The following is a 3827-nucleotide window of genomic DNA, read 5'->3' as shown; positions in this document are numbered from 1 at the left end:
TATGGGTCTATAATTTTTGCATCATGCGAACCAATTCCGGAATAAAAATCGAATTGGTTTCCTCCCCAAAGATTCATTTCATAAATCTGGTTCATCACATCTTTAGCAGGCCAAGGTTTCTTTGTTTTTTTTAACACCTATTTTACATTTGATGACAGCTTATTAAAAATATCCCAAACAACAACTCCGCAGCTTACCGAAATATTTAGAGAGTGTTTCGTGCCAAATTGAGGTATTTCAATAACTGCATCGCTTGAATTAACTACATCTTGAGCTACACCTTTTACTTCGTTTCCAAAAACTAAAGCATATGTGGTGTTGGGTTCAACAACAAATTTGTTTAGCATAGTCGCATTTTCAGCTTGCTCAATCGAACAGATTTTTACGTTGTCAAGTTTTAGTTTTTCAACTAAATCCATCGTGTCTTTAGTATATTCCCAAGCAACAGTGTCAGTGCTTCCCAAAGCTGTTTTATGAATGTCTTTGTGGGGCGGCGTTGCCGTAATACCACAGAGGTAAATTTTTTCAACTAAAAAAGCATCACTCGTTCTAAACACAGAGCCTATATTATTTAAGCTTCTAATATTATCAAGAATTATAATGATCGGTGTTTTTTTAGCTTCTTTAAAAGCATCAACGTTTAATCTGTCTAATTCACTATTTTTAAGTTTGCGCATGGTTTTATTGTTGAAATCTCGTTCTAATTGTAGATAACTTCTAAAGAATGAACTTCAAAAAACATGAAATTAATGGTACATTGCATGCTACAATTTTGTCAAAAATAACATTAATAAATCACTTTTCCATTGGCTAAAAAAGTAAAAAAAGTAACCCCGTTAATGAAGCAGTACAATGCCATTAAAGCAAAGTATCCTGATGCGTTGTTGTTGTTTCGTGTGGGCGATTTTTACGAAACCTTTGGTAGTGACGCTATTAAAGCTGCAGGTATTTTAGGTATTATTTTAACCAAACGCGGTGCTGGAAGTCAGAGTGAAATTGAGTTGGCAGGTTTTCCACACCATTCTATCAATACCTATTTACCTAAATTGGTTAAAGCAGGACAACGTGTTGCTATTTGCGACCAATTGGAAGATCCGAAACAGACCAAAACCATCGTAAAGCGTGGTGTGACCGAATTGGTAACTCCAGGAGTTGCCTTAAATGATGAGGTTTTAGTGTCAAAATCCAATAACTTTTTGTGTTCGGTATATTTTGATAAAAAATATATTGGAATTTCGTTTTTAGATATTTCTACAGGGGAATTTTTAACTTCTCAAGGAAATGCGGAGTATATTGATAAGTTGCTTCAAAATTTTAGTCCTAGTGAGGTATTAGTGTCTAAGCAAAAACGCAGTTTGTTTAATGACACTTTTGGTAACGATTTTCACACCTTTTATTTAGAAGATTGGGTTTATCAAACAGATTATGCTTATGAAACCTTAATCAAACATTTCGACACTAAAACCTTAAAAGGTTTTGGAATTGAAGATTTGTACGAAGGTATTATTGCGTCGGGTTCTATTCTTCATTATTTAGGGGAAACACAGCATAATAAGTTACAACATATTACCTCTATTTCTAGAATTGCAGAAGATGATTATGTGTGGATGGATAAATTCACTATCAGAAATTTAGAGCTTTATAATTCTACTAACAACAATGCGGTAACGCTTCTAAATGTGATTGATAAAACCATTTCACCTATGGGTGGAAGGTTATTGAAACGCTGGTTGGCACTTCCTTTAAAAAACGTTAAAAAAATTAAGCAACGGCATGAAGTGGTTAGTTTTTTGACTAAAGAAAATACGGTACTTCAGAAGGTTCAAAACCACATCAAACATATTGGTGATTTAGAACGTTTAATCTCTAAAACAGCGACAGGTAAGGTGAATCCACGTGAGGTCATTCAGCTTAAAAATTCTTTGGAAGCTATTGTGCCCATAAAAGCATTGGCTTCAAATTGTGATAATGAATCTTTAAGAATTATTGGAGACAAACTTCAAAGTTGTGAGGTGCTTCGTGAAAGAATAAAAGAGACTTTAAACGAAGAAGCTCCTGTAAATGTATTGAAAGGCAGCAGTATTGCTATTGGCTTTTCTTCGGAATTAGATGAGCTAAGAGGGTTGTCAAAATCTGGTAAAGATTATCTAGATAAAATGCTAGAACGGGAAAGTGAACGTACGGGAATCACATCGCTTAAAATTGCTTCAAATAACGTATTTGGATATTACATTGAAGTGCGAAATACCCATAAAGATAAAGTTCCTGAGGAATGGATTCGTAAGCAAACCTTGGTAAATGCTGAACGTTATATTACAGAAGAACTTAAAGAATACGAAGCCAAAATATTAGGTGCTGAAGATAGAATTCAAGCTATAGAGCAACAATTGTTTTCAGAATTGATTGGTTGGTTAAATCAATATATAAAGCCAGTTCAACAAAACGCATATTTAATTGGACAACTGGACTGTTTATGTGGTTTTGCACAATTGGCAAAAGATAATAATTATATCTATCCAACAATAGATGATTCATTTGATTTAGAGATTAAAGATGGCCGTCATCCTGTTATAGAAAAGCAATTACCTATTGGTGAAGCCTATATTGCTAATGATGTTTTTCTGGATAGAACAAGTCAACAAATCATTATGATTACAGGGCCTAATATGTCTGGTAAGTCGGCCATATTACGCCAAACAGCTTTAATCGTTTTGTTGGCCCAAATTGGTAGTTTTGTGCCTGCAAAAGCAGCTAGGATAGGTTTGGTCGATAAGATTTTTACTAGAGTAGGTGCTAGTGATAATATTTCAATGGGAGAATCTACCTTTATGGTAGAAATGAATGAAACAGCCTCTATTTTAAATAATATTTCTGATAGGAGCTTGGTGTTGTTAGATGAAATTGGAAGAGGTACGAGTACGTATGATGGTATTTCCATTGCTTGGGCGATTAGCGAATATTTACATGAACATCCTGCCAAGCCTAAAACATTGTTTGCAACCCACTATCACGAGTTAAATGAGATGAGTGAAACCTTCGGGCGTATTAATAATTTCAATGTGTCTGTAAAAGAGTTAAAAGACAATGTATTATTCTTAAGGAAATTGGTAGCAGGTGGTAGTGCACATAGTTTTGGTATTCACGTAGCTAAAATGGCTGGTATGCCGCAACAAGTTTTACACCGTGCGAATAAGATTTTAAAGAAATTAGAGCAGTCACATTCTAGTGAAGAGCTTACAGATAAAGTAAAAACCTTGAATGACGATATGCAATTGAGTTTTTTCAATCTTGATGATCCTTTGTTAGAAAACATTAAAGATGAAATATTACACCTTGATATTGATACACTTACACCTGTTGAAGCCCTTATGAAATTGAATGAAATTAAGCGTATGTTAATTAAGAAAAAACAAGCTTAAAATTATTTTTATTTATTTTGTTAAAAGGCTTTGGTTTTAGTAGAAATATTTTAAATTTGCATCCGCAATCGAAAGGTTGTATGTTCATTTAAAGACTGCGAAAGTAGCTCAGGGGTAGAGCATCACCTTGCCAAGGTGGGGGTCGCGGGTTCAAATCCCGTCTTTCGCTCTGAAACTTTCTTAAAATATACCAATGCTGAAGTGGTGGAATTGGTAGACACGTTGGACTTAAAATCCAATGTCCATTAGGACGTACGGGTTCAAGTCCCGTCTTCAGTACTAAAGCCTCTTGTTAATCATGTGATTTTCAAGCGGCTTTTTTTATTCACAATAATTATCTTTACGGTATTTGCACGGCTAGAAATTTGAATCTCTTTTTTGCCATTGTAAAGGAATTGAAAATTAGTA

General features: G+C 34.4%; 2 protein-coding genes, 2 tRNA genes and 1 pseudogene. 3 read left to right on the top strand and 2 right to left on the bottom strand.

From position 1 onward, the window contains the following. Both QZ260_RS03465 and QZ260_RS03460 read right to left on the bottom strand, forming a co-directional pair. A pseudogene (locus QZ260_RS03465) lies at positions 1 to 95 on the bottom strand (SAM-dependent methyltransferase); the annotation flags it as partial. Positions 96 to 137: 42 nt separating this feature from the next. Then, positions 138 to 677 carry an RNA methyltransferase gene (locus tag QZ260_RS03460; protein WP_295982770.1) on the bottom strand — a complete coding sequence of 180 codons (540 nt, stop codon included), beginning with the start codon at positions 675 to 677 and terminating at the stop codon, positions 138 to 140. Between the two features lie 129 nt (positions 678 to 806). Between QZ260_RS03460 and mutS the strand changes: the two genes are divergently transcribed. The 3 genes from mutS to QZ260_RS03445 all read left to right on the top strand — a co-directional run bounded on the left by mutS (position 807) and on the right by QZ260_RS03445 (position 3698). Beyond that, entirely contained in the window at positions 807 to 3419 is a 2613-nt protein-coding gene (mutS, locus tag QZ260_RS03455) for a DNA mismatch repair protein MutS (protein WP_295982768.1), read from the top strand. A 97-nt stretch (positions 3420 to 3516) separates the two neighbouring features. Beyond that, positions 3517 to 3588, top strand: a tRNA-Gly gene (locus QZ260_RS03450). Positions 3589 to 3614: 26 nt separating this feature from the next. Continuing rightward, positions 3615 to 3698: transfer RNA gene (locus QZ260_RS03445), tRNA-Leu, on the top strand. The last annotated feature ends 129 nt before the right edge of the window (positions 3699 to 3827 follow it).

The organism is uncultured Algibacter sp., assembly GCF_905480415.1.
Classification (GTDB): domain Bacteria; phylum Bacteroidota; class Bacteroidia; order Flavobacteriales; family Flavobacteriaceae; genus Algibacter_B.
Note: the sequence above shows the minus strand (reverse complement) of the source record. Positions and strands in the feature narration are given on the sequence as shown.